Below are 24,170 nucleotides of genomic sequence, written 5' to 3' on the forward strand. Positions count from 1 at the left end.
CACCTGATGTCGGCAAAACGCATGCTCGCCAACCCGAAGGCGGCAGCCACCGTACGAGCCAGACACCAGATGCAAAGCATCCAACCACCGCGATAGCGGCTACCTCACCCTGACACTGACGTCACCGTAGACGGGGGATCCGCCGCCATCGCCGGTGCTCGCCGCGACACGCCGCGGTCACAGCCCGGACCGCACCGTGTGCGAAAGCACATGTCACTTCGTGGTCAGTTGTCCACGAAATCGTCTAGGCTTCTCGGCATGGCGGCACGGACACACAGCGCGGATCCGCGCGCGGAACGCGTCAGGGCCCGCATCCGCGACGCCGCGCTGACACTCGTCGCGCAGCGACCCGTCGACGATCTGACCGTCGCCGACCTGGTCGCCTGCGCGGGAGTCAGCAGGCAGGCGTTCTACCAACACTTCGGCGATCGCGACGATGCGATCGCCACGGCCTTCACCGCCGCGTTCGCCGCCGCCGCCAGCGATCTGGACGGCGACCCCCGCACCCGCATCCTGCGGTTGTTCGACTTCGCCGCGGACCACCGAGCGATGTACCGCAACGTCGTGGGCAGCGCGGTCACCGGCCGGGTGGTGTCGGCGTTCCGCACCGAACTGCTCCCCGCGTGCACCGGCATCGCCGAGGAGGCCGCACCGTCTCTCGGCCCGGTCGCCGCACTGTCGCCGGAGCCGGTCAGCCGGTTCCTCGTGGGCGGGTTCCTGGAGGTGCTGCGGTCCTGGATGGAGGACCCGGACAGCGATGATCTGCACACCAGGGTGACCGCCGCGCTCGACACCGTGTACGCGCTCCTCAACCTCTGACCCGAAAGGTCCTGTCTGCCATGGCAAAACACGCCGCAGATCCCCGCCGGGAGTCCGGTATGCGCTCACGGGTGGCCACCACGGCCGCCGCGATGGTGGCGCTCACGCTCTTCGTCGTCGCGATGATCGCCAGCTACTCCGGCGCCTTCGCCAACCCGACGCTGCGCCACCTCGACGTCGCGGTCGCCGCTCCCCCACAGGTTCTCGAGGCGGTCCGTGGACAACAGGCGCTCGCCGTCACCGACGCCCCCGACGCCGCGACCGCACGCGACCTGGTCTACCAGCGCCGCGCCGACGCAGGTCTCGCCGTCGGCGCCGATCATGACCTCACCATCTACGTGGCCGGCGGCGGCGGACGCAGCGTGATGGCCGCCGCCGAATCCGTCGGCCGGGCGATCGCCACCGAGGCCGGCCTGACCCCGGTCGTCGAGGACGTCGCGCCCACGTCAGCGGCGGACCCCTCGGGCACCGTCGAGTTCTACGCCGTGATCTTCCTGTCCATCGGCGCCTCGGCCGGCGCCACGATTCTGAGCCGCGTCATGGGCGCCGCGCGCACCCCGCGCACGTTCGGTCTGCGCACCCTGAGCCTGGCGGGGTGTTCGGCCCTGCTGGCCGCCGGGGTGACCGCGTACGTCGACGGCGGCCTCGGCGCGCTCACCGGCCACCCGGCGCAGCTGTTCGGTGCGCTGTGGCTGTACGCGATGGCAGTCGGCGGCGCGATCACCGGTGTGGCAGCGGCGTTCGGCACCCTCGCGTCGCTGACGCTGACCCTGTTCCTGGTGATCGTGGGCAACGCCGCGGCCGCCGGCCCCGTCGGGCGGCCGCTGCTGTCCGGCTTCTACCGCACGTTCACCCACATCGTCCCCCAGGGATCGGGTGTGGACCTGTTGCGCAGCCTCCAGTACTTCGGCGGCAACGGGGCGACGACCGCCGTGGTGACGCTCGGGGTGTGGGCGGCGGCGGGTGCGGTGCTCGCGGCACTCGCCACCGCGGTGTCGCTCCATTATCGTTCTCGCCATGACGGTTTCGCTCGGCCGTGACGCCGAGCCGTACTACGACCTCGGCTCGCACCACCGGGCGGTGGAAACGCCGTCACCGCAAGCGCAGACGTGGTTCGACCGCGGCCTGGTCTGGGCGTACGCGTTCAACCACGAGGAGGCGGTCCGCTGTTTCGAGCGGGCGCTGGAACTGGACCCGGATCTGGCCGTCGCGCGGTGGGGTATCGCCTATTCCGTCGGACCCAACTACAACAAGCCGTGGGAGGCGTTCGACCCGGTCGACATGGGCGCGTCGCTGGCCCGCGCCCGCATGGAACTGAGGCTCGCCGAACGCGGCCGCGCATCAGCCGTGGAACGCGGCCTGATCGAGGCGCTGCAGGCCCGGTTCCCCGTCGACGACCCCGGCGCGGCCGAGGCGCTGCAGGACGGGCATCCGGCCTACGCCGACGCCATGGTCGAACTCGCCGCCGCCTACCCCGACGACGTCGACGTGCAGGCGCTGGCCGCCGACGCGTTGGTCAACATCACGGCTTGGGCCCTGTGGGACACCAGGACCGGTGAACCGGCACCGGGTTCGCGGGTGGTGGAGGCCAAGGCGCTCCTCGACGCGGCGCTGGCGACCGACGCGGGCCGCCGGCATCCGGGCGTGCTGCACCTGTATCTGCACACCATGGAGATGTCGGCGACTCCCGAGGACGCGCTGCCCGCTGCCGACCTGCTGCGGGGTCTGGTGCCCGACGCCGGCCACCTGCAGCACATGCCCAGCCACATCGACGTCCTCTGCGGGCAGTACCGGGCCTCGGTGACCTCCAATCTCGCTGCCGTCGAAGCGGACCGCCGGTTCGTCGACCGGGCGGGTCCGCTGAACTTCTACTCTCTCTACCGCGCGCACGATCTGCATTTCGTGGTGTATTCGGCGATGTTCGAGGGCTCGTCGAAGGTCGCCCTGGACGCGGCGGAGGAACTGGCAGGTCAACTGACGCCGGAACTGCTCGCGATCGAATCGCCGCCGATGGCCGACTGGCTGGAGGCGTTCGTCCCGCTACGGGTGCACGTACTCGTCCGGTTCGGGCGCTGGGACGACCTGATCGCCGAACCGCTGCCCGACGACCAGACGCTCTACTGCACCACCACCGCGACCGTCCACTACGGGCGCGGTGTCGCGCACGCCGCGAAGGGTCACCTGGACCAGGCCCGGGCCGAACGGGAGGCCTTCGCGGCCGCCTATGCCCGCATCCCCGAGTCCCGCTACCTGTTCAACAACACCAGCCGCGACATCCTGGCCGTCGCCGAGGCCATGCTCGACGGTGAGATCGCCTACCGCGCAGGGCAATTCGACGAGGCCTTCACCCACCTGCGGCGGGCCGTCGACCTGGACGACTCGTTGCCGTACGACGAGCCGTGGGGGTGGATGCAGCCGACCCGGCACGCCTACGGGGCGCTGCTGCTCGAACAGGGCCGGGTGACCGACGCCGCCGCCGTATACGCCGCCGACCTCGGCCTCGACCCGCAACTGAGCCGCTCGTCGCAGCATCCGGGCAATGTGTGGAGCCTGCACGGATATCACGAATGCCTGCAGCGGCTCGGGCGCACCGCCGAGGCGGCCATCATCGGTCAGCAACTCGGCCTCGCCCTGGCCCGCGCCGACGTGCCGATCGCGGCGTCGTGCGCCTGCCGCCTCGACGTCGTCGACGACTGCTGTTCTGACTGACCGCCCCGGGCCGCTGCGTAGACTCCGGCACGTGCCGATCAGTGACTCGGATCTCGAACACCTCCGCCGCTGCGTGGAGCTCGCGCGCGAGGCGCTCGACGCCGGTGACGAACCGTTCGGATCCGTCCTCGTCGACAGCGCGGGCCGGGTTCGCTTCGCCGACCACAACCGGGTCAGCGGCGGTGACCACACCCGTCACCCCGAGTTCGCGATCGCCAGGTGGGCGGCGGAGAACCTCGACCCGGCCGAGCGCGCCGCCGCGACCGTCTACACCTCCGGCGAGCACTGCCCGATGTGCGCGGCCGCGCACGCCTGGGTGGGCCTGGGCCGCATCGTCTACGCCACCTCGTCGGCACAGCTGAGCCGATGGCTGGCCGAGTGGGGCGCCCCCGCCCCACCGGTGGCGACCCTGCCCGTCAACACGGTCGCACCCGATGTGCCCGTCGACGGGCCGGCGCCGGAACTGGCCGACGTCATGCAGGCCCTCTATTGGGAGAAGTTCGGATCGTGACAGAACCCGCGTGGGTCGAACACGTCATCTGGTGGCAGGTGTACCCGCTGGGGTTCGTCGGCGCCTTCCCCGCCGATCCCCCACCGAGCCCTGACGAGCACCGGCTGCGGCGCATCGTGGCCTGGCTCGACCACGCCATCGCACTCGGCGCCTCCGGTCTCGCGCTCGGTCCGGTGTTCGCATCGCGCACACACGGATACGACACCACCGACCACTATGCGATCGATCCGCGGCTCGGCGACGAGGGGGACTTCGACGACCTGATCGAGCAGGCGCACCGCCGCGGGTTGCGCGTCCTGCTCGACGGCGTGTTCAACCACGTCGGTACCGACTTCCCCCGCTACCGCGAGGCGCTCGACGGCGGTCCCGATCACCCGGCGTCATCGTGGTTCCGCCGGGGCCGCAACGGTTTCGCGACCTTCGAGGGGCACGGTGAGCTGATCGCGCTCGACCACCGTGACCCGGCCGTCGTCGACTACACCGTCGACGTGATGTCGCACTGGCTGAACCGTGGCGCCGACGGGTGGCGACTGGACGCCGCCTACGCCGTTCCGGACCGGTTCTGGTCCCAGGTGCTGCCGCGTGTGCGCGAACGCCACCCCCACGCCTGGTTCGTCGGCGAGGTCATCCACGGCGACTACGCCGCCCGGGTGGCCGCCGGGTTCGACTCCGTCACCCAGTACGAACTGTGGAAGGCGGTGTGGAGCAGCCTCAACGACGGCAACTTCCACGAACTCGACCATGCGCTGAAGCGGCACAACGAGTTCCTCGACTCGTTCGCACCGCTCACCTTCGTCGGCAACCACGACGTCACGCGGATCGCGAGCCAGATGACAGATTCCCGCCACCTCGAGCACGCACTGGTGCTGTTGTTCACGATCGGCGGGGTGCCCAGCGTCTACGCCGGAGACGAGCTGGGGTATCGCGGCGTCAAGGAGGACCGCAGGGGTGGTGACGACGCCGTACGTCCCGAATTCGCCACGCCGCCAACGGAAGACAGCGACATCTTCCGGCTGCACAAGTATCTGATCGGGCTGCGCCGTCGCCATCCGTGGCTGCACCGCGCGACGACGTCCGCGGTGCAGTTGGCGAATCGGCACTACGTCTACGAAACCCGCAACGGCGACGACGCGCTGCTGGTGGCGCTCAACGTCGACGACGCACCGCTGACCGTCCCGCTGGGCGACACCGCGCTACGCCGAGGCCGGGTGGTGGCCGGCTCCGGCGCGCCGCCTGCCGAGGAACTCGACCAGCTGACGGTGCCACCGCACGGTTGGGTCGTCGTCGCGCCCGCCTGAGCGCTCAGGACAGTCGCGAGACCGTCGCGGGATCGGGTTCACCGCCGTAGAACTTGTCGAGCACGCCGAGGAAGTCGGCGTTGTCGTCGGTGCACCGGGCGAACAGCGTCATCGACGATCGCAGCTTCAGGTCGTCGGGTGAGCCGAAGACCTCGCCTGCCGACCGGCCCTCGATGGCGAGCACCAGTCGCGTGCACTCGCGTATCCGCGGCCCCAGCACGTCGTGCCCGAGGTAGGCGACGGCCTCCTCACGGGAGGCGATGCCGTAGTGCTGGGCCGTGGGACTGCGGCCCAGCCCCTTCAGCTGCGGGAAGACGAACCAGATCCAGTGCGAGCGTTTGCGTCCGGCGCGTAGTTCTCCGATCACGGTGTCGTACACGGGATCCTGGGCGTCTACGAAGCGTTGCAGATCGTGGGTATCGACGGAGTTCTCGGTCACGTTCGGGTGGTACCCGTCCGTGGCCACACCATGCGTGGGTTCGTAACGGGCCGAGTCGGAATCGTTAGCCAACCGCGATCACGCGCCGCCGTGTTGGTACGCGTGTGACAGATGTGGCACGTGTTTCATGAGTCTCGATAAGCGACGGCACTGCTTGTGGCATGCGAAGAAAGGTGGGTGGGTTGCCGTTATGAAATTCGTCGGAAAGTTCCGCGATACAGCGAGGCGGACATGGAGGCGGATGGCGGTGGTTGCGGTCGCCGCGATCACGCTTCCGGGTCTGATCGGCTTCGCCGGGGGTTCGGCGACCGCAGGTGCCTTCTCGAGGCCGGGTCTGCCGGTCGAGTACCTCGACGTGTTCTCCCAGTCCATGAACCGCAACATCCGCATCCAGTTCCAGGGCGGCGGCCCGCACGCGGTGTACCTGCTCGACGGCCTGCGCGCGCAGGACGACTACAACGGCTGGGACATCAACACCCCCGCGTTCGAGTGGTACCACCAGTCGGGCCTGTCGGTGGTCATGCCTGTCGGCGGCCAGTCCAGCTTCTACACCGACTGGTATCAGCCGTCCCGCGGCAACGGCCAGGATTACACCTACAAGTGGGAGACGTTCCTGACCCAGGAGCTGCCCGCGTGGCTGGAGGCCAACCGCGGCGTGTCGCCCAACGGCAACGCGGTCGTCGGCATCTCGATGGCCGGCAGCACCGCACTCACCTACTCGATCTACTACCCGCAGAAGTTCATCTACGCGGCGTCGCTGTCGGGCTTCCTCAACCCCTCCGAGGGCTGGTGGCCGATGCTGATCGGGTTGGCCATGCAGGACTCCGGCAAGTACAACGCCGAGAGCATGTGGGGCCCGGCCAGCGATCCGGCGTGGCGGCGTAACGACCCGATGGTCAACATCAACCAGCTGGTCGCGAACAACACCCGGGTGTGGATCTACTGCGGCACCGGGACCCCGTCGGAACTCGACGCCGGCACCTCCGGGGGCAACCTCATGGCGGCCCAGTTCCTCGAGGGCTTCACCTTGCGCACCAACGTGACCTTCCGCGACAACTACATCGCCGCGGGCGGCACCAACGGCGTGTTCAACTTCCCGTCGAACGGCACACATGCCTGGGGCTACTGGGGTCAGCAGCTGCAGCAGATGAAGCCGGACATCCAGCGGGTGCTCGGCGCACAGGGCGCCGTCTAGAACCACCCACAACCAGGGAGCCTGCCGTCACCCCCACGGCAGGCTCCCTGCCGTTTGCGGGTCCTCGCCCGACACGCCGGATACTCGTGCGGCAAACACCGCCCACCACGACCGGGCACGACCTTAGAGTGACGCAATGGCGGACGACGGCAATGCCGTGACACATATCGAACTGCAGCAACGGGTGGACCCCGGCGCGCTGGCATTGGCCACCGTGGGCGGTGCGGTCGCGTTCATCTTCGCCGGCGACGACTGGGACGTGCTGGCCGTGGTGATCGGCCTGCTGTTGCTGATCATCCTGCTCGCGCACCACCGTCCGGCGCCGACCGTGCGGACCCCGCGGGCGATGCTGCTGCGCGGGGCGTTCGGCGCCACCACCGGGCTCGCGTTCTGCATCGCCGTGGCACCGGCGATCCAGTTCGGCATCATCGGGCCGTTCTTCCACAGCGAAGACGACGACGGCTACTCGTTCGACGCCTGGAACACCACTGTGGCGCTGTCGGTTCTGTGGTTCGCGGTCGCGGTGCTGCTCGCCGTCGTCGAACCCCGGTTGGCGCGCTGGCTGGACCGCCCGCGTGGCCTGGCGCGGCCCGGACCCGCCGGCGAGCGGTAACGCCTCCGGGAACAAACCGCCCGCACCCAGGGTTGAGTCGATTCGACTGAACTTTGGAGGATCAATGGCTCAAGCCAACGACACATCGCGTGTGGTGCCCGTCCTGTTCAACAGCGAGGCGATCGTGCTGCCCGGCATGGTCGTGCCCATCGAACTGGACGACGCCGCCCGCGCCGCCGTCGAAGCAGCTGAGACCGCCGCCGCACCCGGCGACTCCGGCGAGCTGCTCATCGCGCCGCGGCTGGGCGACCGCTACCCCACCTACGGTGTCCTCGCGACGATCGTGCAGATCGGCCGCATCCCCGGCGGGGCGGGCACTGCCGCCGTCGTCCGCGGACGAAGCCGCGCGCACATCGGCGCAGGCGTCAACGGCCCCGGCGCGGCACTGTGGGTGTCGATCGACGAGGTGCCCGAACCCGAGATCACCGACCGGACCCGCGAACTGGCCGCTGAATACAAGAAGCTCCTGTTGGCGATGCTGCAGCGCCGCGAGGCCTGGCAGATCATCGACTTCGTCAACCAGCTCACCGATCCGTCGGCGCTGGCGGACACCGCCGGCTACGCGTCGTACCTGACACGGGTACAGAAGCGTCAGCTGCTGGAGACGCCCGACGTCGCCGAACGGCTGCGCGTGCTGATCGACTGGACAGGTGAGCACCTGGCCGAGGTCGAGGTCACCGACAAGATCGCCGAGGACGTCCGGTCCGGTATGGAGAAGCAGCAGAAGGAGTTCCTGCTGCGCCAGCAGCTCGCCGCGATCCGCAAGGAGCTGGGCGAGTTGGGACCGGATGGCGGCGAAGAAGGTCTGGACGACTACCGCGCCCGCGTCGAGGCCGCCGACCTGCCCGACGAGGTCCGCGACGCCGCGCTGCGCGAGGTCGGCAAGCTCGAACGCGCCAGCGACCAGAGCCCGGAGGGCGGCTGGATCCGCACCTGGCTCGACACCGTGCTGGACCTGCCGTGGAACGTCCGGACCGAGGACTCGACCGATCTGAAGGCGGCCCGGGAGATCCTGGACGCCGACCACCACGGGCTCGAGGACGTCAAGGACCGCATCGTCGAATACCTGGCCGTGCGGGCGCGCCGCGCCCAGCGCGGGCTGCAGGTCGTCGGCGGCCGCGGATCCGGTGCGGTGATGGTGCTGGCCGGACCCCCCGGGGTCGGCAAGACCTCGCTGGGCGAATCCGTCGCACGGGCGCTGGGCCGCGAATTCGTGCGCGTCGCCCTCGGCGGTGTGCGCGACGAGGCCGAGATCCGCGGCCACCGCCGCACCTACGTCGGCGCGCTGCCGGGCCGCATCGTCCGTGCCATCGGTGAGGCGGGGTCGATGAATCCCGTTGTGCTGCTGGACGAGATCGACAAGGTCGGCAGCGACTACCGCGGCGACCCGGCCGCGGCGCTGCTCGAGGTGCTCGACCCGGCGCAGAACCACACGTTCCGCGACCACTACCTCGATCTCGACCTCGACCTGTCCGATGTGGTGTTCCTGGCCACGGCCAACGTGATCGAGAACATCCCGCAGGCGCTGCTGGACCGGATGGAACTGGTGCAGATCGACGGCTACACCTCCGACGACAAGGTGGCCATCGCCCGCGACTTCCTGCTGCCGCGGCAGCGGGAACGGGCGGCGCTCACCATCGATGAAGTCGAGGTGACCGATGCGGCGTTGCGCAAGATCGCGGCCGACTACACCCGCGAACCGGGTGTGCGGCAGTTCGAACGGCTGCTCGCCAAGGCGATGCGCAAGGCCACCACGAAGCTCGCGGCCGATCCGTCGCCGATCGTCATCGACGAGCCGGATCTCGTGGGTTACCTGGGCCGTCCGCGCTTCATACCGGAGTCGGCCGAGCGCACTGCGGTGCCGGGGGTGGCGACCGGGCTGGCCGTGACCGGACTCGGCGGCGACGTGCTTTACATCGAGGCGGGGTCCACCGACGGTGAGGCGGGACTGCAGCTGACCGGTCAGCTGGGCGACGTGATGAAGGAGTCCGCGCAGATCGCGCTGTCCTACGTGCGCGCCCACGCCGAGCAGCTCGGGGTCGATCCGAAGGCGTTGGACCGTCGCATCCACGTCCACGTGCCCGCGGGCGCCGTCCCGAAGGACGGTCCGTCGGCCGGTGTGACGATGGTGACCGCGCTGGTGTCGATGGCGACAGGACGGCAGGTCCGCTCCGACGTCGGGATGACCGGCGAGGTCACGCTCAACGGCCGCGTGCTGCCGATCGGCGGGGTCAAGCAGAAGCTGCTGGCCGCGCAGCGCGCAGGGCTGTCGACGGTGTTCATCCCGCAGCGCAACGAGCCGGATCTCGACGACGTGCCGGCCGAAGTGCTGTCGGCGCTCGACGTTCGACCGATGACCGACGTCGCCGACATCGTCGCGCAGGCGCTCGAACCGGCGGCCGCAGCGGCCGGGCGCGCCGCCTAGTTCGGCAGAGATTGCACTCAGGGTCGTGAATCGCCGGGCGATCACGACCCTGAGTGCAAATTCGGCGATTGCGGGTATTCGCGGGTCGTGAAATTCGTGCTGGAAGTGAATCTGCCCGACGATGCCGACGTGAACGGCGAGCTGGGCCGGATCCTGACCGGCCTGGCCGACGAGATCAAGGACCTCACCGAACTCGAACCGGGCGACAAACAGGACCTCTACGACTCGACGTCTGCGCGAGTCGGCGACTGGCACGTCACCGCCGACGCAGAATAACCAGGTGACCTACGACGCCGACCTCGCCGACCGCATCCGCGAAATCGTCTCCGCCGAACGGGACGTCACCGAGAAACGGATGTTCGGCGGGCTGGCGTTCCTCATCGACGGCCACATGGCGGTGGCCGCCAGCGGTCAGGGCGGCCTGATGGTCCGCGTCCCGCCCGATCAGACCGAGAAACTCCTCCGGCGCGAGCACACCGCACCGATGGTCATGTCGGGCCGCGAGGTCCGGGGCTGGCTGCGGGTCGACCGCGACGGCGTGCGGACCATGCGCCAACTGCGGTCCTGGGTGCGCCACGGCGTCGACTACGCCAGGGCGCTTCCGCCCAAGTAACCGGTTCACCGGGGCCGTGCGCGGGTAATGCAACCGCCATGGGCGCATCGCAGGACATCGTCCGGCGCCTGCAGGATGAAGCAGGCCGGACCTATGCCGAAGAGGCCGGTATCCGGCTCGCCGACACACCCATGCCGCTCTTCCAGCTCCTGGTGCTGTGCATGCTGGCCAGCAAGCCGATCGACGCGACCGTCGCCATGCACGCCGCACGCGAACTGTTCGCCGAGGGACTGCGCACCCCCGACGCGGTACTCGACGCCGACCGCCGAACCATGATCGATGCGTTCGGCCGCGCCGGCTACGCCCGGTACGACGAGAGCTCCGCCACCCGGCTGGTGGAGATGGCCCGGACCGTGCGCAAGGAGTACGGCGGTGATCTGCGCAGGCTGGCCGAAGACCGGGACGTCGACGCCGTACGGCGAAACTTGAAGCGGTTCAAGGGTATCGGTGATACCGGCTCCGACATCTTCCTGCGGGAGGTGCAGGACACCTGGACGTGGCTGCGGCCCTACTTCGACGAGCGCGCCATCGGAACGGCGTCGCGGCTCGGCCTGCCGGACGATCCGGCGGCGCTGCAGAAGCTGGCCCCCGACGGTACGGCCGCGTTCGCGGCGGCCCTGGTGCGCGCGGCGCTCGACGACGACCTGTTCGAGCGGGTGCGCGGCCGATGATCCGCATCGGCACCTCCGGATGGTCCTACGACCACTGGACCGACGTGCTCTACCCGCAGCGCACGCCGGTGGCCAGACGCCTCGGCCTCTACGTGGCGGAGTTCGACACCGTCGAACTCAACGCCAGCTTCTACCGCTGGCCGCGCGACGCGACCTTCGAAGGGTGGCGATCTCGCCTGCCCGAGGGGTTCACCATGTCGGTCAAGGCCCACCGCGGGCTCACCCACTTCCGCCGGCTGACGAACCCGGAACCGTGGGTGGACCGCTTCGAACGGTGCTGGACCGCACTCGGTGACCGGCGCGAAGCGCTACTGGTGCAACTGCATCCGGCCATCGAACGCGACGACGCCCTCCTGGCGCACTTCCTGACGGTGATGCCGGAGTGGATCCCCATCGCCATGGAACTGCGCCACCCCTCCTGGGACGACCCGGCGGTGTACCGCCTGCTCGAGGACCACCGCGCCGCCTACGTGATCATGAGCGGCGCCGGGCTGCGGTGCATACCGCGGGCCACCGGCGATCTGGTCTACCTGCGGATGCACGGTCCGAGCCAGGAATCGCTCTACGCCGGGTCCTACCCCGACGACGCCCTGAGCCGGTGGGCCGACCGGATCGCGGCATGGGACGCCGAGGGACGCCGTGTGCTGGTCTACTTCAACAACGACCTCGGCGGACACGCCGTGCGCAACGCGCGCACGCTGCGTCACCTGCTGGCGGCCCGCGTGGGCTGACCCGGCGGACACGCCCGGAACCGCTTGCGGCACGCTTGGACACCGACATGCGCGCATCAACTGTGATCCCGGCAGCACTGGCCGTCCTGGTGCTGGCCGGCTGCACCGGACCGACGGTGGTGACCACCGACGACGGCGGGCCCGCGGGCTCGGCGGCGCCCACCGCGCCTCCACCGCCGCCGCTGAACAACGCCAACCTGGCCAACGCGTTCCATTTCGGCACGCCCGTCGACGGCTTCACCCAGTACTTCTTCACCACGCCGTCGGGACGCTGGGAATGTGCGGTCGTGCCGCGGGTGCAGGCCGGGTGCCAGGCCGCGGGCGGTGCGGCCCTGGACATCGCGGGGGCACCGGAGAGCGTGATCGACGCCGCCGGGGAGCAGACGGCCCCCACCGCGCTCGTCGTCGGCCGCGACGGCGATCCGGCCTTCGTGGCACTCGACGACGCGCCGTTCGCACCGCCCACCGGAACCGCCACCGTCCTGCAGTTCAACCAGATCCTGGCCGTGGCGGGTTTCCGGTGCAATGTGCAGGAGGCGTTCGGTGTGTCCTGTCTGAGCGAACGCAGCAGGCGCGGCTTCACCTTCTCCGCCGAGGCCTATTCGCCGCAGTACACCGATGTGCCCGCCGGCGCGCTCGTACCGCCACCGACGTCGACCACCAGGTAGAACTGGACACGACCACAGGCAGGAGGACGCCCGACATGACCGTTCCGGTCGACGAGCTGAGCGGAACCGAACAGGCGGTCCTGCTGGTCCTGATGTCCGAGGCGCGGCCGGTCCCGAACCCCGAGCTGGAACGGCTGGGCCCCAAACTCGACAGGGCGAGCCGCGAACGGCTCAACCGCCTCCGGCTGGTCGAGACCACCGAAGGCCGGCCGCTCGTCCACGAACTCACCGATGACGGCTGGGCGGTGTGTCGCACTCTGTTCGGCGCCGAGGTGCCGCGGCGGGCTTCCGGACAGGGCCGGGCCCTCTACACGGTGTTGCGCGCACTCGGACGCTACTTCGACAGCGCGGACCTGCGCCCGGCGGACGTCTTCCTGCCGCCGGAGGACGCGGCCCCGGGCGCCGTCGAGGACCGCGTCCGCGACACCTACCACCGGCTGGCCCAGCGGCCCGGCGGGTGGGTCCCCCTGTCCCGGTTGCGCGCCGAACTGGCGGACGTGGGCAGCGCCGACCTCGACGGGGCATTGGTGCGCCTGTACCAGACCCCGGGCGTGAGCCTCATCCCCGAGGAGAACCAGAAGACGCTCACCCAGACCGACCGCGACGCCGCCATCCGCATCGGCAACCAGCCCAAACACCTGATCGCGATCGAGTGCTGATGCGGCCGGGTGAACGGGATGCGCTCGCCGGACTGCGGCTCGCGTGGGCGCCGACGGCCGACGACCTGTGGCATTCCCAAGGTGCGGTACACGTCAACGGACTCCACGAACACGCGCTGAGCGACGTGCTCGCCGCATTCGGCGACGCCGAACGCGACCCCGACTCCACCCCGCTCGGCGTGGTGGTCCGCGGTCAGGCGGGCTCCGGCAAGACCCACCTGCTCGGTCAGGTCAGGGAGCGGGTGCAGCAGCGCGGCGGTTACTTCTTCCTCGTCGAGCTGCTGGACGCCGCCGGATTCTGGGAGTCCGCCCGCGGCGGCATCATGGAGAGCCTCGGCCGCCCCGGCGGGCAGCGCGAGACCCAACTCAAGGACGTGTTGTGGGAGCTGTCGTCGATCGCCCACATCGGGCGGGCGGCCCGGCGCGCGGTGGCCGGGGACGACGACCTCACCCCGGAGGTGCTGGGCGAATTCGTCAACGCCCTGCACAAGGTGCACCGGCCGACCGTCCGCGAGACACATCACACGCTGCGCGCGCTGGCTCTGCTCGGCGCCGGCGATCTGCAGGTGCAGGACGTCGGGCAGGCCTTCCTCGACGGCACCGACGAGTTCGACGACGAGCGCGCCCGGTGGGGCCTGCCCGCACCCACCAAGACCCCGCAGGAAACGGTGCGCGACATCTCGCGGCTGGTGGCGCTGGCCGGGCCCGCCGTCCTGGCGATCGACCAGATCGACACGCTGCTGGCGCAGTCGGTGCGCAGCACCGGCGGCGAACAGGCGGCCGACAACCGCGACCTCGAACAGGTGGCACACGGCCTGATGTCGGTGCGACAGACCATGCGGCGCACCGCCAGTGTGGTGGCCTGCCTCCCGGTCGCGTGGGAGGCCATCCGGGACCGCGCGACGTCGACCGTCCAGGACCGGTTCCGCACCACCAGGCCGCTCGAGGCGCTGCCCACCGCCGACATCGGCCGGGCCATCCTCGAACGGCGCTTCACCGCGAGCTACCGCGCGACCGGCTTCGAACCGCCCTATCCGAGTTGGCCGATCCTGCCCGCGGCGTTCGAGGAGGCGCCCCAGTTCACGCCGCGGGAACTGCTCAAGCGGGCCGACGCACACGTGCGGCGGTGCCTCGACCTCGACACCGTCACCGAACTCCCCCGCCTGACCGGTGAACCGGCCGCCGAGCACGAGCAGCATCACGCCCGGAGTTCCCTCGACACAAGCGATCTCGATCGCAGGTTCGTCGAGTACCGACGCCGCGCCGTGCCTGCGGCGGCCACGGACCCCGACGGCGAGGACACCACGATGCCGAACCTGCTGTCGGCGGCGCTCGACGCCTGGATCCTCGAAGAGGGTGAGACCGGGCAGGCGTTCCGCCTCGACCCGCCGCCGGGTAAGCGGGTGGTCCTGCACGCCAGGCTGCGCCAGGTCGTGGATGCCGCACTCGACGACGAACGGCACTGGGCGTTCCGGGCGATCGCCGCCGGCAATGCGATCGCCGTTCAGAGCCGCATCAAGAACGCTTCGCAGGCAACGGGTTTCGGAACCGACCCGCAGAAGCGCCGGCTGTTCCTGTTGCGCAACAGCCAGTGGCCGGGCGGAGCGAAGACCGCCTCGATGGTCGAGGACTTCGAGGCGGCCGGCGGGCGGACACTGCCGCTGTCCGACGACGACGTGCGGACCATGACCGCACTGCGTGACCTGATCGACGAGGACGCGCCGGGTCTGGCCGGATGGCTGGTCGCCCGTAGACCGGCGCACGGGATCACGCTGCTGCGCGCCGCGCTCGGCGAGATGGCCGGTGAGGCACCCGAACCGGTTCCCGAGCCGGCCGCCGACGAGATCGAGGAGCAGACCGCCGGCCCGTCACGGCCGGATTTCCCGTCGGTCGCCGACTCTCCCACCGCGGTGCCCGTCGGCGTCGACACCGACGGCACCGCGCTCTCTGTCGATCTGGCGGCGCTGCGCAAGCACACCGTGGTGTTCGCCGGCTCCGGATCCGGTAAGACGGTATTGATCCGGCGCCTCATCGAGGAGTGCGCGCTGCGTGGGGTGTCGTCGATCGTGCTCGATCCCAACAACGACCTCGCCCGGCTCGGCAGCGCGTGGCCGCAGATTCCCCAGGGGTGGAACCCGGCCGACACACCGCGCGCCCGGGAGTATCTGGCGAACACGGAGGTGGTGGTCTGGACGCCGCGCCGGTCGGCGGGCCGTCCGCTGTCGTTCCACCCGCTGCCCGACTTCGCCGGGGTGGTGGACGATCACGACGAGTTCGCCGATGCCGTCGAGTCGGCCGTCGCGGCGTTCGAACCCCGCGCGCTGATCACCGGTAAGACCGCCAAGGCCAACAGGTCCCGCGCGGTGTTGCGCGAGGCGCTGCGCCACTACGGGCGCCGGCCGGACACCACGCTACCGGGCTTCATCCGCCTACTCGCCGACCTGCCCGAGGGCGTCAGCCAACTCAGCGGCGCACGCGACCTCGCCGCCGAACTCGCGCAGAACCTCCGAGCCGCCATTGTCAACGACCCGCTGTTCGGCGGCGAGGGGACAGCGGCCGATCCGGGCGTGCTGTTGACGCCGTCGGCGGGCTACCGCGCACGGGTGTCGGTGATCAGCATGATCGGTCTGACCGACGGCGCGCAGCGCGAGGGTTTCGTCAACCAGTTGCAGATGGCGCTGTTCGCCTGGATCAAGCGCAATCCTGCGGGCGACCGCCCGCTGGGCGGGCTGCTGGTGATGGACGAGGCGCAGAACTTCGTGCCGTCCGTCGGTACCACCGCGTGCACCCACAGCACGGTGGCGCTGTCCTCGCAGGCCCGCAAGTACGGGCTGGGCCTGGTGTTCGCCACACAGGCGCCCAAGGGGCTGGACAACCGCATCCCCGGCAACGCGGCCACCCAGTTCTACGGTCTGCTCAACTCGTCCACGCAGATCGCGGTGGCCCGCGAGATGGCCCGCGTGAAGGGCGGGTTGGTCCCCGACATCAGCAGGCTGCAGTCGGGGACGTTCTACGCCGCGTTGGAGGGGATGTCGTTCCACAAGATCCGGACGCCGCTGTGCCTGTCGCACCACCCGGCCAGCGCGCCGACCGCCGAGGAAGTCCTGACCCTGGCACGGGGGCAGAACTCGTGAACGCCGACGAAAGCGGGCCCGGTCACCGACCGGGCCCGCTTCACGTTGTGAGGGTGGTCAGGGCTGCGGTTGCTGCTGCCCCGGGATGCCCTCGTAGGCGATGTCGCCGGTCTTGAGGTTCTGCTCGGTCAGTTCGACCAGACCCTCGAGGAACTTGCCGCGTTCGGTCACCACGTGCTGGATCGCGACGTCGACGTTGTCCTTGGTGATGGCGGGCATGACGTAGACCGGGTCGGTCTTGACGTCCTCGCCCTTGACCAGCGCGTCGGCGACGGCCAGCCCGGCGGACAGTTCGACGGTGCCGTTCTGCAGTGAGGTGCCGATGAACTCACCGCTCTTGACAGCGTTCAGACCGTCCTCGATGCCGTCGATCCCGACGATCGGCACGTCGGTGCGGCCGGCCTCCTTGAGCGCCTGCAGGGCGCCCAGACCCATGTCGTCGTTCTGCGCCACCACACCGTTGATCTGCGGGCCGAAGCTCGAGATCCAGTTCTTCATCTTGTTGACGGCCTCGTCGCGCTTCCAGTTCGCGGTGTCCTTGGCCAGCACCTTGATGTCGGGGTAGCGGGCGAGCACGTTGTCGATGCCCTTGCCGCGGTTGATCTCACCCGAACCGCCGAGCGGACCCTGCAGAACGACGATGTTGCCGCGGCCGCCGAGGCGGTCGGCCATCATCTGCATCTCCTGCTCACCGGCGGCCACGTCGTCGGGCTGCACGTTGCCCGCGAGATCGGGCGTCTCCAGTGCGGCGTTGACCGCCAGCAGCGGGATGCCCTTCTCCTTGGCCGAGGTGACCTGCGGGCCCAGCGAATCCGCCTGCACCGGAACCACGATGATCGCGTCGACGCCCTGGTTGATCAGCGAGTCGACCTGGCTGGCCTGCGTCGAGACGTCGTTGTTGGCCGAGTTCCACACCAGCTCGATGTTCTTGGCCTTGGCATAGGTGTCCATGCCCTCTTTGCCCTCGGTGATGAACGAGCTCATGTCGTAGACCGTCACACCGATGCGGGTGGTGTCGCTGTTGGCCTCGGTGTCCCCCGCGCCGCACGCGGTGAGGCCGAGCCCGAGCACCCCGGCGGCGGCGATCGCCCCGAACTTCGTCGTCAGTGTCATCTGTTGTTGTCTCGCTCTCTCTCTCGGTTGGAACTGAATGCGGCGCTCACGGCTGCTTCTGGCCGGGGATGCCCTCGTAGGCGATGTCCCCGGTCTCGAGGTTCTTGTTGGTCAGGTCGGTCAGACCGGCGAGGAACTCCTGCCGTCCGGTGACCACGTGCTCGATCGCGACGTCGACGTTGTCCTTGGTGATGGCCGGCATGACGTAGACCGGCTTGGTGTCGACTTGCTCGCCCTTGGCGAGCTTGTTGGCGACGGCCAGCCCGGCGGACAGTTCGACGGTGCCGTTCTGCAGTGAGGTGCCGATGAACTCGCCGCTCTTGACGGCGTTGAGGCCGTCCTCGATGCCGTCGATCCCGACGATCGGCACGTCGTTGCGGCCGGCCTCCTTCAGAGCCTGCAGGGCGCCCAGACCCATGTCGTCGTTCTCGGCGACCACGCCGTTGATCTGCGGTCCGAAACCGGAGATCCAGTTCTTCATCTTGTTGACGGCCTCGTCGCGCTTCCAGTTCGCGGTGTCGGTGGCGAGCACCTTGATGTCCGGGTAGCGGGACAGCACGTTGTTGATGCCCTTGGTGCGGTCGATCTCGCCGGACTGCCCGAGCGGACCCTGCAGGATCACGATGTTGCCGCGGCCGCCGAGGCGGTCGGCCATCATCTGCATTTCCTGTTCACCGGCGGCCACGTCGTCGGGCTGGACGCTGGCGGCCACGTCGGGACTGTCGAGCGCGGCGTTCACCGGGACGAGCGGGATGTTCTTGGCCTTGGCCTGGGCCACCTGCGGGGCCAGCGAATCGGCCTGCACCGGAACGACGATGATCGCGTCGACGCCCTGGTTGATCATGGAGTCGACCTGGCTGGCCTGGGTCGCGACGTCGAGATTGGCCGAGTTCCAGACCAGTTCGATGTTGTTGTCCTTCGCGTACTGGTCCATACCCTCTTTGCCCGCGGTGATGAACGAGCTCATGTCGTACACCGTGACGCCGATGCGGGTGGTGTCGCCGTTGGCGGCGGTGTCCCCGGCTCCGCAGGCGGTCAGGCCCAGCCCCAGCACGACGGCAGAGGCGATGGCGAACGTCTTTGTCCCCAGTTTCATGTGCATCTCTTCTCGTGTTGTTCGGTCTTCAGAGGCTTCGGCATGGCGTCATGTTCGTCGGCGCGACGACCACACGTCGATCGCCACCGCCGACACGATCAGCACGCCCTTGATGACGTCCTGCCAGTAGGCGGGGACGACCAGGATGTCCAGACCGTTGTTCAGCGTCTGGATCATCAACAGGCCCAGCGCGGTTCCCCAGATCGTGCCGCGCCCGCCCATCAGGCTGGCCCCGCCGATGACCACCGCGGCGATCGCGTCGAGTTCGTAGCCCTGCCCGAGGTTGGGCGGGCCGGAGATGACGCGCGAGGCCAGCATCACACCGGAGAGCCCGGCCAGCAGTCCGGAGAACGCGTACACACTGAACAGCACGTTCTTGGCGTTGATACCCGCGATCTCGGCCGCGTTCCGGTTACCGCCCACGGCGTACACGCGCATGCCGTAGGTGGTCCGCTTCATCACGATGGCCAGCGCGATGATGCCCAGGATCATCAGCAGCACCGGGATCTGCAGGCCGAGGATCTTCGTGTTCGCGATCGACCCGAACTCCGCGGGCAGCCCGTTGATCGGTGCGCCACCGCCGATGACGTAGGCCATACCGGACCCCGCCGTCAGCGTGCCCAATGTCGCGATGAACGGTGGAACATTGAGGCGCGACACCATGATTCCGTTCAGGCATCCGACGGCCAGGCCGACCAGCATCGCCACCAGCACGGTCATCCAGACCTGCCCCGGGTTGGCCTTCGCGGTGGCGGCGCCGGCCATCGCCGAGACCGCGATCACGCTGCCGACCGACAGATCGATGCCGCCGGTCAGGATGACCAGGGTCTGCCCCAGCGCGATCAGCGCGAAGGGCGCCGCGGCGACCAGGATCGTCACCAGGTTGTCCACCGTCGAGAATCGCGCGCTGCGGTAGCTGAAGTAGGCGATCACCAGCAGCAGGATGATCACCATGGCGTAGCGAAGGGTGATGCCGGCGAACCATTCCTTCGAGAACAGTTTCACCGGTTCGCCGGTGATCGGCGACGCCACGGTGGTGGCGCCGCCCGATCCCTTGCCGCCGGTGTTGAGTTGAGTGGTCACGGGTTTCTCTCCTCAGGCGTGCGGTCCGATTGGGGCGCTTGGGTTTTCGCGTCGAGCGCGGTGGCGAGCCGGAACACCGACTCCTGGACCTCCGGGTGGTCGAGCGCGTCGCGGTCCAGTTCGCCGACCAGGGCGCCGCCCCGCATGACGAACGCCCGGTGCGACAGGCCGACGACTTCGGGCATGTCCGAGGAGGCCATCAGCACGGCCATCCCGCGTGCGGCGAATTCGGTGATGATGCGGTAGATCTCGCTGCGCGCGCCGACGTCGACACCGCGCGTCGGTTCGTCGAGCAGCAGGACGTTGACGTCACCGGTCAGCCAGCGCGCCAGCACCACCTTCTGCTGGTTGCCGCCCGACAGGGTGCCCACCTCCTGGCCCAGGCCGCGGCTGCGCAGCCGCACCGACGACATGACGTCCGAGACCGCCTTGGTGCGGGCCTTGCCGCGCAGCCAGCCCGCCACCGAGAACGACGACAGACGGGGCAGCGACCCGTTGTCGAGCACGCTCATCGACAGCACGACGCCGGAGAGCTTGCGGTCCTCGGGCACCATCGCCATGCCCGCGGTGATCGCGGCGGCGGGATGGTTGCGCTTGACCGCCTTGCCTTTCACCAGGATCTCGCCCGCGGTGGTGTGGCGGGCACCGAAGATCGCCTCGAGCAGTTCGGTGCGGCCCGCGCCGACGAGGCCGGCCAGCCCGACGATCTCGCCGGCCCGCACGGTGAACGACACCGGCTCCGAGGCGCCTTCGACCTGCAGGTCCCGCAGTTCGAGCACGGTGTCGGCGCCGGGTTCGGGACGGTCCGGGAACAGCGCCTCGAGCTCGCGGCCGATCATGGCGGTGACGATGTCGTCGTCGGTGATCTCGGCGATCGGCTCGTCCAGGATCAGCCCGCCGTCGCGGAGCACCACGACACGGTCGGCGATGGCGCGGATCTCGGCCATCTTGTGCGTCGTGTACACCATCGCCACACCGTGATCGCGCAGCCGGCGCACGATCTCATAGAGGCCCTCGACCTCCCGTTCCGAGATCGCCGACGTCGGCTCGTCCAGCATCACCACCTGGGCGCCGGTCCGCGCGGCCTTGACGATCTCGACGATCTGGCGCAGCCCGACGGGCAGGCTGCCCATGCGCGCGGTCGGCGAGATGTCGACACCGAAGACCGCCAGCGCGTCGCGCGCTTCGTCGATCATGGCCCGGCGGTTGAGGAACGGGCCCACCTTGAGTTCGCGGCCCACGAACAGGTTCTCGTAGACGGTCATGTCCTCGATGGACGCCAGTTCCTGCGGCACGATCGCCACCCCGTGCCGGACCGCGTCCCGGGTGTTGCCCGGGGTGAGCGCAGTGCCCTGCACCGTGACGGTGCCGTGGTCGGCGCTGTACTGACCGCTGACGATCTTCATCAGCGTGGACTTGCCCGCACCGTTCTCCCCTGCCAGTGCGGTGACGGTGCCCGGCTCCAGGTTGAGCGTGATGCCCTTGAGCACGGGCACACCGCCGAAGCTCTTCTCGATGCCCGCGCATTCCAGCAGCGCCTGGGTCATACCGAACCTCCCACTGTCACCAGCACTTTGACGTTCTCGGCGTCCGCCGATGCGGCGAACGCCTCGGCCGCGTGGTCGAGATCGAAGTCGGCGCTGATGATCTCGTCGACCGGCACGATGCCCGAGCTCAGCAGGTCCATCGCGGCGGTGAAGTCGTCGCGCACGTACATCAGGTTGCCGATCAGCGCGAGTTCGCGGTCCTGGATCAGTCCGAGCGGCACCGGCGTGGACCCTTCGGCGACGCCGACGATCATGACCGCACCGCCCTTGTCGACGAGGTCGACCGCCAGCGCGACCGTGCTTTCGCGCGACACGCAGTCGACGACCACCGCGGCGGGCCCGCCGAGCAGCCGCTGCGCGGTGGCGACCGCATCGTCGGCGGTGGGGTCGAATACGCCGACGGCGCCGAGGCGTTCGGCGCGCGCCCGCTTGGACTCCAGCAGGTCGGCCACCACGACCCGCGCGCCCGCGTGCCGGGCGGCCAGCAGCGTGAACAGCCCGATGGGGCCCGCGCCGATCACCACGACCGTGCGGTCCCGCAGATCTCCGACGAGTCCGGCGGCCCGTCGCACGGTGTGCACCGGGGTGGCGAGCGGTTCGATGAGGATCGCGTGCCGGTCGTCGAGTTCGTCGGGCAGCGCGACGAGGCGGTCGACGGGGATGGTGAACGAGTCGGCGAGCGCCCCCGCGGTCTGGCAGCCGAACACCAGCAGTTCCCGGCAGATGTTGTACCGCCCGGCACGGCACTGGGTGCAGCGCCCGCAGGCGAGGTTGGGTTCGATGGTCACCCTGGTGCCCAGCCAGGATTCGTCCACACCGCGACCGACGGCGTCGACCACACCCACCGCCTCGTGGCCGGGGCGGTACGGCAGGTCGATGAACGGGTGCCTGCCGCACGCGGCGTGCAGATCCGAACCGCAGATGCCCACCAGCGACGTCCGGACCCGCGCCTCCCCGGGCGCGGGGCTGTCGGTGGCCGCCGTCTCGACGACCACGTCGTCGAGCGAGGCCACCACCACGCGGCGGTTCGAAGCGGGCGTCACCATGCGGTGTACCCACCGTCGGCGACCAGCACCGAACCGGTGATGAACGAGGCGGCGTCGCTGGCGAGGAAGACCACGCTGGGGGCGATCTCCTCGGGTAGCGCGTACCGCTGCTGCGGGGTGTCGTCGATCCAGTGCCGCTTGAACTCGGGCTTGTCCACGGGCGCCATCTCGGTCTTGACGTAACCGGGTGCCAGCGCGTTGACCCGGATGCCCAGCGGCGCCCATTCGGCGGCAAGCGATTTGGTGAGGTGGTGGACCGCGGCCTTGGACGCGTTGTAGGCCGGCTGCATCTGGGGGCGGTTCACGATCAGCCCGGACATCGACCCGATGTTGACAACCGAACCGGATCCGCGCTCGCGCATGTGCGCCCCCACGGCCAGCGAGCACGCCCACAGCGCCTTGACGTTGAGGTCGAACACCGAATCCCACTGCTGCTCGGTGACGTCCCAGGATTCTGCGTGGTAGCAGGTGCCCGCGTTGTTGACGAGGATGTCGACGTGGCCGAGCGCCGAGATCGCCTCGGCGGTCATCCGGTCGACGTCGGCCGCGCTGGTGATGTCGGCGGTGATCGGGTGCAGGCGCAGCCCGGCGGCCTGCGCTTCTTCGGCGGTCTCCTGGTTGCGCTCGGCGCTGCGCCCGGCGATCGCCACCTGCGCGCCGGCCTGGGCGAGACCGAACGCGAACGCCTTACCCAGACCCTGGTTACCGCCGGTGACCAGCGCGGTACGGCCGGTGAGGTCGAACGGGGAACGGTTGCTCATGGGGGCCTTTCAGTTGGGGACGACGATGGATTTGAGGCTGGCCGGGTCGGTGTCGCTGTCGAGCGCATCACCGACGTGCTCGAGGTCGTAGCGACCGGTGACCATCGCGTCGAGGTCGACGGCGCCCGACTGTACGAGATGGATTGCCGCAGGCCAGGTGTCGGTGTAGCGGAACACGCCGGTGACGGTGATCTCGAGATTCGCGATGTGACTGACCGGCAACGCGTACTCGTCGGCACCCATGCCGACCAGCACGACGCGCCCGGCGGGGCCGACGGCCTTGATGCCGCTGACGACGGCCGCGGGCACCCCCGTGGCGTCGACGAACGCATCGACCGGTTCGATCGCCGAGACGTCGACGGCGGTCGGGTCGAGTACCTCGGTGGCGCCGAACTCAAGAGCCTTCTCCCGGCGGGACTCGATCAGGTCGGTGACCACGATGCGAGAGGCCCCGAACGCCCGCGCGGCCTGCGCGCAGATGACGCCGATCGGCCCGGCACCCGCGATCAGGATCGACGATCCGGGAACGATGCCGGCCTTGCGCATGGTGGCGATCGCCACCGACAGCGGCTCGAGCAGTGCGGCCGCCTCGTCGCTCATGGAATCCGGTACGGGGTGCGCCATTTCGGCGTCGATGGTGACGTAGCGGCAGAACGCCCCGTCCACCGGCGGGGTGGCGTAGAACTTCATGTGCGGGCAGAGGTTGTAGCGGCCCGCGGTGCACTGTCGGCACCGCCGGCAGGGGAACTGCGGTTCCACCGCAACGCGCTGGCCGACCCGCGCCGGATCGACGGCCTCGCCGGCCGCGGCGATGCGCCCCGACAGTTCATGGCCCAGGATCATCGGCTCCTCGACGACGAAATCGCCGATCCGGCCGTGGCGGTAGTAGTGCACATCCGAACCGCACACCCCGACCGCGGCCACCTCGACGAGCACCTCGTGCGGACCGGGCGCCGGCACCGGTCGCTCCTCGATCTGCAGCGTGCCCACCCCGGTCATCACACTGGCGCGCATGGTGGCGTCGACCGTGTCTGTCATC

At 69.5% G+C, this 24,170-nt stretch carries 23 protein-coding genes; 15 read left to right on the top strand and 8 right to left on the bottom strand.

The window, feature by feature from the left end; genetic code table 11:
- Positions 1-258: 258 nt before the first annotated feature.
- From AU195_RS18730 to AU195_RS18750, 5 genes are read left to right on the top strand one after another with little or no spacing between them, the layout of a single operon-like run.
- Positions 259-819 (top strand): TetR/AcrR family transcriptional regulator, encoded by a 561-nt coding sequence (locus AU195_RS18730; protein WP_059160561.1) that lies wholly within the window; start codon positions 259-261, stop codon positions 817-819.
- Between the two features lie 20 nt (positions 820-839).
- Positions 840-1,859 (top strand): hypothetical protein, encoded by a 1,020-nt coding sequence (locus AU195_RS18735; protein ID WP_059160562.1) that lies wholly within the window; start codon positions 840-842, stop codon positions 1,857-1,859.
- The gene (locus AU195_RS18740; RefSeq protein WP_059160563.1) at positions 1,837-3,528 is read left to right on the top strand and encodes a tetratricopeptide repeat protein; all 1,692 of its coding nucleotides are present in this window, start codon (positions 1,837-1,839) and stop codon (positions 3,526-3,528) included. The genes AU195_RS18735 and AU195_RS18740 overlap by 23 nt, the downstream gene beginning before the upstream one ends.
- Before the next feature lie 31 nt (positions 3,529-3,559).
- A complete protein-coding gene (locus tag AU195_RS18745; RefSeq protein ID WP_059160564.1) occupies positions 3,560-4,039 on the top strand; it encodes a nucleoside deaminase in 480 nt (159 codons plus the stop codon).
- Positions 4,036-5,337: an alpha-amylase family glycosyl hydrolase gene (locus tag AU195_RS18750; RefSeq protein ID WP_059160565.1), complete on the top strand. Its 1,302-nt coding sequence runs from the start codon at positions 4,036-4,038 to the stop codon at positions 5,335-5,337. The genes AU195_RS18745 and AU195_RS18750 overlap by 4 nt, the downstream gene beginning before the upstream one ends.
- Before the next feature lie 4 nt (positions 5,338-5,341).
- Here the strand turns inward: AU195_RS18750 and AU195_RS18755 are convergent, their stop codons facing one another.
- Positions 5,342-5,776, bottom strand: a complete 435-nt coding sequence (locus AU195_RS18755) for a DUF1810 domain-containing protein (RefSeq protein ID WP_059160588.1) — start codon at positions 5,774-5,776, stop codon at positions 5,342-5,344.
- Positions 5,777-5,966: 190 nt separating this feature from the next.
- Here AU195_RS18755 and AU195_RS18760 point away from each other — a divergent pair, with 190 nt between their 5' ends.
- The 10 genes from AU195_RS18760 (at position 5,967) to AU195_RS18805 (ending at position 16,485) form a co-directional block, all read left to right on the top strand.
- Entirely contained in the window at positions 5,967-6,971 is a 1,005-nt protein-coding gene (locus AU195_RS18760; protein WP_059160566.1) for an esterase family protein, read from the top strand.
- 136 nt (positions 6,972-7,107) lie between these two features.
- Positions 7,108-7,584 carry a hypothetical protein gene (locus AU195_RS18765; RefSeq protein WP_059160567.1) on the top strand — a complete coding sequence of 159 codons (477 nt, stop codon included), beginning with the start codon at positions 7,108-7,110 and terminating at the stop codon, positions 7,582-7,584.
- Between the two features lie 64 nt (positions 7,585-7,648).
- A complete protein-coding gene (gene lon / locus AU195_RS18770) occupies positions 7,649-10,009 on the top strand; it encodes an endopeptidase La (protein WP_059160568.1) in 2,361 nt (786 codons plus the stop codon).
- Positions 10,010-10,096: 87 nt separating this feature from the next.
- Entirely contained in the window at positions 10,097-10,285 is a 189-nt protein-coding gene (locus AU195_RS18775; RefSeq protein ID WP_059160569.1) for a hypothetical protein, read from the top strand.
- Positions 10,286-10,289: 4 nt separating this feature from the next.
- On the top strand, positions 10,290-10,622 hold the full coding sequence (locus tag AU195_RS18780) for a TfoX/Sxy family protein (protein WP_059160570.1): 333 nt from the start codon (positions 10,290-10,292) through the stop codon (positions 10,620-10,622).
- 38 nt (positions 10,623-10,660) lie between these two features.
- Positions 10,661-11,293, top strand: coding sequence for an HhH-GDP family DNA glycosylase (locus AU195_RS18785; protein WP_059160571.1), 633 nt, complete (start codon positions 10,661-10,663; stop codon positions 11,291-11,293).
- Entirely contained in the window at positions 11,290-12,024 is a 735-nt protein-coding gene (locus tag AU195_RS18790; protein WP_059160572.1) for a DUF72 domain-containing protein, read from the top strand. The genes AU195_RS18785 and AU195_RS18790 overlap by 4 nt, the downstream gene beginning before the upstream one ends.
- A gap of 47 nt (positions 12,025-12,071) precedes the next feature.
- On the top strand, positions 12,072-12,692 hold the full coding sequence (locus AU195_RS18795; protein WP_059160589.1) for a YgdI/YgdR family lipoprotein: 621 nt from the start codon (positions 12,072-12,074) through the stop codon (positions 12,690-12,692).
- Positions 12,693-12,727: 35 nt separating this feature from the next.
- Positions 12,728-13,351 carry a hypothetical protein gene (locus AU195_RS18800; RefSeq protein ID WP_059160573.1) on the top strand — a complete coding sequence of 208 codons (624 nt, stop codon included), beginning with the start codon at positions 12,728-12,730 and terminating at the stop codon, positions 13,349-13,351.
- A complete protein-coding gene (locus tag AU195_RS18805) occupies positions 13,351-16,485 on the top strand; it encodes a helicase HerA domain-containing protein (RefSeq protein ID WP_059160590.1) in 3,135 nt (1,044 codons plus the stop codon). Before AU195_RS18800 ends, AU195_RS18805 begins: the two co-directional genes overlap by 1 nt.
- 57 nt (positions 16,486-16,542) lie before the next feature.
- Here AU195_RS18805 and xypA read toward each other — a convergent pair whose 3' ends face one another.
- The 7 genes from xypA to AU195_RS18840 are packed head-to-tail and all read right to left on the bottom strand — an operon-like array spanning position 16,543 to position 24,169.
- Positions 16,543-17,598: a sugar ABC transporter xylitol/L-sorbitol-binding protein XypA gene (xypA, locus tag AU195_RS18810; RefSeq protein WP_059160574.1), complete on the bottom strand. Its 1,056-nt coding sequence runs from the start codon at positions 17,596-17,598 to the stop codon at positions 16,543-16,545.
- Positions 17,599-17,644: 46 nt separating this feature from the next.
- Positions 17,645-18,694 carry a substrate-binding domain-containing protein gene (locus AU195_RS18815; protein WP_059160591.1) on the bottom strand — a complete coding sequence of 350 codons (1,050 nt, stop codon included), beginning with the start codon at positions 18,692-18,694 and terminating at the stop codon, positions 17,645-17,647.
- Between the two features lie 48 nt (positions 18,695-18,742).
- Entirely contained in the window at positions 18,743-19,777 is a 1,035-nt protein-coding gene (locus AU195_RS18820; RefSeq protein ID WP_059160575.1) for an ABC transporter permease, read from the bottom strand.
- The gene (locus AU195_RS18825; RefSeq protein WP_059160576.1) at positions 19,774-21,324 is read right to left on the bottom strand and encodes a sugar ABC transporter ATP-binding protein; all 1,551 of its coding nucleotides are present in this window, start codon (positions 21,322-21,324) and stop codon (positions 19,774-19,776) included. Before AU195_RS18825 ends, AU195_RS18820 begins: the two co-directional genes overlap by 4 nt.
- Positions 21,321-22,370, bottom strand: coding sequence for a zinc-dependent alcohol dehydrogenase (locus AU195_RS18830; RefSeq protein WP_059160577.1), 1,050 nt, complete (start codon positions 22,368-22,370; stop codon positions 21,321-21,323). The genes AU195_RS18825 and AU195_RS18830 overlap by 4 nt, the downstream gene beginning before the upstream one ends.
- The gene (locus AU195_RS18835) at positions 22,364-23,131 is read right to left on the bottom strand and encodes an SDR family NAD(P)-dependent oxidoreductase (protein WP_059160578.1); all 768 of its coding nucleotides are present in this window, start codon (positions 23,129-23,131) and stop codon (positions 22,364-22,366) included. The genes AU195_RS18830 and AU195_RS18835 overlap by 7 nt, the downstream gene beginning before the upstream one ends.
- Positions 23,132-23,140: 9 nt before the next feature.
- Positions 23,141-24,169: an NAD(P)-dependent alcohol dehydrogenase gene (locus tag AU195_RS18840; RefSeq protein ID WP_059160579.1), complete on the bottom strand. Its 1,029-nt coding sequence runs from the start codon at positions 24,167-24,169 to the stop codon at positions 23,141-23,143.
- Position 24,170 lies beyond the last annotated feature (1 nt).

It is taken from the genome of Mycobacterium sp. IS-1496 (genome assembly GCF_001499995.1).
Taxonomy (GTDB): domain Bacteria; phylum Actinomycetota; class Actinomycetes; order Mycobacteriales; family Mycobacteriaceae; genus Mycobacterium.

What these genes read in the sequence shown, in the direction of transcription:
- AU195_RS18730 (WP_059160561.1), top strand. Translation starts at nt 259, where the DNA reads ATGGCGGCACGGACACACAGCGCGGATCCGCGCGCGGAACGCGTCAGG.
- AU195_RS18735 (WP_059160562.1), top strand. Translation starts at nt 840, where the DNA reads ATGGCAAAACACGCCGCAGATCCCCGCCGGGAGTCCGGTATGCGCTCA.
- AU195_RS18740 (WP_059160563.1), top strand. Translation starts at nt 1,837, where the DNA reads ATGACGGTTTCGCTCGGCCGTGACGCCGAGCCGTACTACGACCTCGGC.
- AU195_RS18760 (WP_059160566.1), top strand. Translation starts at nt 5,967, where the DNA reads ATGAAATTCGTCGGAAAGTTCCGCGATACAGCGAGGCGGACATGGAGG.
- AU195_RS18765 (WP_059160567.1), top strand. Translation starts at nt 7,108, where the DNA reads ATGGCGGACGACGGCAATGCCGTGACACATATCGAACTGCAGCAACGG.
- lon (WP_059160568.1), top strand. Translation starts at nt 7,649, where the DNA reads ATGGCTCAAGCCAACGACACATCGCGTGTGGTGCCCGTCCTGTTCAAC.
- AU195_RS18785 (WP_059160571.1), top strand. Translation starts at nt 10,661, where the DNA reads ATGGGCGCATCGCAGGACATCGTCCGGCGCCTGCAGGATGAAGCAGGC.
- AU195_RS18790 (WP_059160572.1), top strand. Translation starts at nt 11,290, where the DNA reads ATGATCCGCATCGGCACCTCCGGATGGTCCTACGACCACTGGACCGAC.
- AU195_RS18795 (WP_059160589.1), top strand. Translation starts at nt 12,072, where the DNA reads ATGCGCGCATCAACTGTGATCCCGGCAGCACTGGCCGTCCTGGTGCTG.
- AU195_RS18800 (WP_059160573.1), top strand. Translation starts at nt 12,728, where the DNA reads ATGACCGTTCCGGTCGACGAGCTGAGCGGAACCGAACAGGCGGTCCTG.
- AU195_RS18805 (WP_059160590.1), top strand. Translation starts at nt 13,351, where the DNA reads ATGCGGCCGGGTGAACGGGATGCGCTCGCCGGACTGCGGCTCGCGTGG.
- xypA (WP_059160574.1), bottom strand. Translation starts at nt 17,598, where the DNA reads ATGACACTGACGACGAAGTTCGGGGCGATCGCCGCCGCCGGGGTGCTC.
- AU195_RS18815 (WP_059160591.1), bottom strand. Translation starts at nt 18,694, where the DNA reads ATGAAACTGGGGACAAAGACGTTCGCCATCGCCTCTGCCGTCGTGCTG.
- AU195_RS18825 (WP_059160576.1), bottom strand. Translation starts at nt 21,324, where the DNA reads ATGACCCAGGCGCTGCTGGAATGCGCGGGCATCGAGAAGAGCTTCGGC.
- AU195_RS18830 (WP_059160577.1), bottom strand. Translation starts at nt 22,370, where the DNA reads ATGGTGACGCCCGCTTCGAACCGCCGCGTGGTGGTGGCCTCGCTCGAC.
- AU195_RS18835 (WP_059160578.1), bottom strand. Translation starts at nt 23,131, where the DNA reads ATGAGCAACCGTTCCCCGTTCGACCTCACCGGCCGTACCGCGCTGGTC.
- AU195_RS18840 (WP_059160579.1), bottom strand. Translation starts at nt 24,169, where the DNA reads ATGACAGACACGGTCGACGCCACCATGCGCGCCAGTGTGATGACCGGG.